The sequence below is a fragment of the Rhizobacter sp. P1_G5 genome (genome assembly GCF_056405435.1).
In genome coordinates, this window is the sequence record NZ_JBFUCB010000695.1 from 1 (window position 1) to 3510 (window position 3510).

The 3510-nt window shown below is 71.8% G+C and carries 3 protein-coding genes; 1 reads left to right on the forward strand and 2 read right to left on the reverse strand.

The annotated features are described in order from the left end of the window. Positions 1-1100: aldehyde dehydrogenase family protein (locus AC1D12_RS29630; RefSeq protein WP_477844775.1), on the reverse strand; the 1100-nt coding region annotated here is incomplete at its 3' end. A gap of 101 nt (positions 1101-1201) precedes the next feature. Here AC1D12_RS29630 and AC1D12_RS29635 point away from each other — a divergent pair. Beyond that, positions 1202-2101 carry a LysR family transcriptional regulator gene (locus AC1D12_RS29635; RefSeq protein ID WP_477829251.1) on the forward strand — a complete coding sequence of 300 codons (900 nt, stop codon included), beginning with the start codon at positions 1202-1204 and terminating at the stop codon, positions 2099-2101. Here the strand turns inward: AC1D12_RS29635 and AC1D12_RS29640 are convergent. After that, positions 2085-3510, reverse strand: a 1426-nt coding sequence (locus AC1D12_RS29640) for a hypothetical protein (protein WP_477844777.1), incomplete at its 5' end; no start/stop codon positions are given. The two genes, AC1D12_RS29635 and AC1D12_RS29640, sit on opposite strands and share 17 nt — an antisense overlap.

Below are 3510 nucleotides of genomic sequence, written 5' to 3' on the forward strand. Positions count from 1 at the left end.
TCGGCGAACACCGTCGGGCGGATGAACCAGCCGCGCGGCAGGCCGTCGGGCCGGCCCTCGCCGCCGGTCACCAGCCGGGCGCCCTCGGCGATGCCGATCCCGATGTAGCGCTGCACCCGATCGAACTGCCGCTGGCTCACCATCGGCCCGATCGCCGTTGACGGATCGGCCGGGTCGCCGACCCGCACCTGCGCCACCGCATCGCCGATGCGCTGCGCGTACTCCGCCATCCGCACCTGCGGCACCAGGATGCGCGTGCCGGCGATGCAGGCCTGGCCGCTGTTGATGAAACCGGCCGCGACGGCGAGCTTCACCGCCGCGTCGGTGTCCGCGTCGTCGAGGATCACGGTCGGCGACTTGCCGCCGAGCTCGAGCGTCACGCGCTTCATCGTCTCGACGCCGGCCCGCAGGATGCCCTTGCCGACGGTCGTCGAGCCGGTGAACGAGATCTTCGCGACATCGGGGTGCGTGGCGATCTCGGCACCGACCACGTCGCCGCGGCCGTTGACGATGTTGAACACGCCCGGCGGCAGGCCGGCCGCGTGCAGCGCCTCGGTGACGACCTGGGTCTGGATCGCGCTCATCTCGCTGGGCTTGATCACTGCAGTGCAGCCGGCCGCGATCGCGGTGGCGAGCTTATTGCAGATGAAGCCGGCATTCGCATTCCACGGCGTGATCAGCCCGACCACGCCGACCGCTTCCATCACGACGTCGGCGCTGCCGATGCGCCGTTCGAGTGGATAGGCCTCCAGCGTCTGCGCCGCCAGCAGGAAGGCGTCGGCCGCGTACTGCGCGCCCCACTGCGCCCGCGACACCGGCCCGCCGTACTCGAGGATGGTCGCGTCGCGGATGTCGTCGACGCGCGCCAGCACCGCCCGGTGCAGGCGGCGCAGCATCGCGACGCGCTCGGCCTTCGGGCTGCGCGACAGGCCGGGCAGCGCGCGCCGGGCGGCGGCGATCGCGCGGCGCGCATCCTCCACGTCACCGAGCGCGACCTGGCCGATAAGCGCCTCGGTGGCCGGGTTGAAGAGGTCGAAACGCTCCTGGCCGTGCGGGGCGACGAAGGCGCCGTCGATGTAGATCCGGGTGATGCCGTGCATGTCGATGTCCTGTGCAATGAAGGGATGCATCGAATCTAGAGGCCGGGCATTGATTTGATAAGCTGCACGAATCCCGATGACTAGTTCTGGTAATCAGGACAATGCACAAGTCAGGCCTCGTCGAACTGGAAGCGGTGCTGGCCGTGGCGCGGCACGGCAGCTTCCGTGCAGCCGCCACCGACATGGGCATGTCGACCTCGGCGCTGAGCAGCGCGGTGGCCGGGCTCGAGGCGCGCCTCGGCGTGCGCCTCTTCAACCGCACGACGCGCAGCGTGGCGCTGTCCGGGGCCGGCGAGCAGTTCGTCGCGCGCATCGCGCCGGCGCTGGGCGACATCCGCGGCGCGATGGAGGCGGTGAACCTGCTGCGCGACACGCCGGCCGGCACGCTGCGGCTGAACACCTCGGTCGGTGCGGCGCGCATCGTGTTCGAGCCGATCGTGCTCGAGTTCCTGAAGCGCTACCCGCAGATGCAGGTCGACCTGGTCACCGAAGGGCGGCTGATCGACATCGTCGCCGAGGGCTACGACGCCGGCATCCGGGTGGCCGACACGGTGCCGCGCGACATGATCGCGGTGCCGATGAGCGGCGCGATGCGCATGGCGGTGGTCGCGTCGCACGACTACGTGGCGGCGCACGGCAGCGCCGCCACGCCGGGCGAGTTGATGAACCACCGCTGCATCCGCTGGCGCCTGGCGAGCGGCGCGCGCTACCGCTGGGAGTTCGAGCGGCACGGCGAATCGCTGACGCTGGACGTGCCCGGCCCGATCACGCTCGACGAGCCGTCACTGATGCGCAGCGCGGTCTTCGCCGGCGTCGGTGTCGGCTACCTGTCGGAGCTGCACGTCGGCGACGACCTGAAGCAGGGACGGCTGCTGCGCATGCTCGCGGACTGGACGCCGCCCTACCCCGGCATCTGCCTGTACTACCCGACACGCCGGCATGTGCCGGCGGGCTTGCGGGCGTTCATCGCGCTGATCCGCGAAGTCATGCAGGCGGGGTGAAATACGGCCGCTCGTCGGCGAACAGCAGCCGGCGGGCCGCATCGCGCCACGCCGCCGGCGCCTCGCGGCCGAGCAGCACGACGCCGGCCGCGTACGCGTGCACGCGCCATTGGAACGACATCTCGGCCAGCACGCGCTCGGCCACGCCGACATCGCGCGTCTTCTGCAGTTGCTCGAAGAACACCCGCATCAGCGCTGCATCGGTCGGCGAGCGGCGCGCGACGGCGGCAACGAAGGGCTCGATGTCCTGCCCGCCGCGTGCCGCGACGGCAGCAGCGAGCCACGCGGTCGCATCGTCGACGCCGCTGTCCGTCGGCAGCGCGATCGCACGCAGGACGAGTGGCTGATCGGCACCGTCGGACGCCGCCGCCAACCGCAGCAGGCGGGCCTGGCGGTGCGCGGAGCCGCCGGCCGCGGCCTTCATCGCCGCATCGATGCGGCCGCGCGCCAGCTCGGCGTACTCGGTCGGCAGGCCTTCCTCGGCCGGCGCGGTCCCGCTCTCCATCGCCAGGCGCGCGCGCAGCACCGGCGACGCCTTGGTCAGCTCGGCCATGCGCTTCGCGTCGTCCTGCTTCAGGAAGCGGCGCAGCCGCGCCTCGTCGATCGCGATGTAGCTCGCCAGCGAGGCCATGCGCCCGCGCGCTTCGCCCAGGCCGGCCAGGCCTGCATCGAGGCGGCCGAAGTCGAGTTCGGAATACGCCGCGGCATAGCCGAACCACGCGTGCGCCGGCCAGCGCGCATGGCCGTCGATGAAGGCCTGCCACTTCTGCGGGCTCTCGGTGTCGCAGCGCACCGCGGCATAGCGCAGGTTCGGGTTGTCCTGCGCCGCCCGGCTGGCCGCCACATGGCGGGCGCAGACCTCGGCATGCGCAGCATTCTGCGTGCCGTCCTGCTCGGCACGCGTGGCGATCAGCTGGCGGCGCTGCACGTCGTTGGCCAAGGCGTCCAGCTGCCGATCGGGCGGCATGTCGACCAGCCCCTGCAACACGGTGCGCGTGCCGCCGCCGCCCTTCGTGCTGATCGACTTCGGCGGCTCCTCGAACACATGCTCGGCGCCGGTCGACAACCAGCGCGGCGTGCCGAGCATGCGCTCCGGAATGCTCTGCGTGCGGCCGTACACCGCGGTCCACTCGACCAGCGGCGCGGCCGACGCGACGTTGTAGACGTAGGTGCCGAAGCTGCCCTTCGCATCGGCCTCGAACGACTCGATCAGYGCGCCCTTCGGCGTGCGCGACTCGACCTGCACCATGTGCCCGGCCGGCAGCGTGAGCCGCTGCAGCGCGTTCGGTGCGACCGCCAGCGGCGGGCGCCCGGCCACCGTCACCTGCACCGGCGTGCCCAGCCCGTTGTAGACGACGATCTGCGCATCGCCCACCGAGCCGCCCAGGCCCAGCACCGCGGCGATGATG

Coding starts and splice junctions, on each gene's coding strand:
- AC1D12_RS29635 (WP_477829251.1), top strand. CDS start 1,202: ATGCACAAGTCAGGCCTCGTCGAACTGGAAGCGGTGCTGGCCGTGGCG.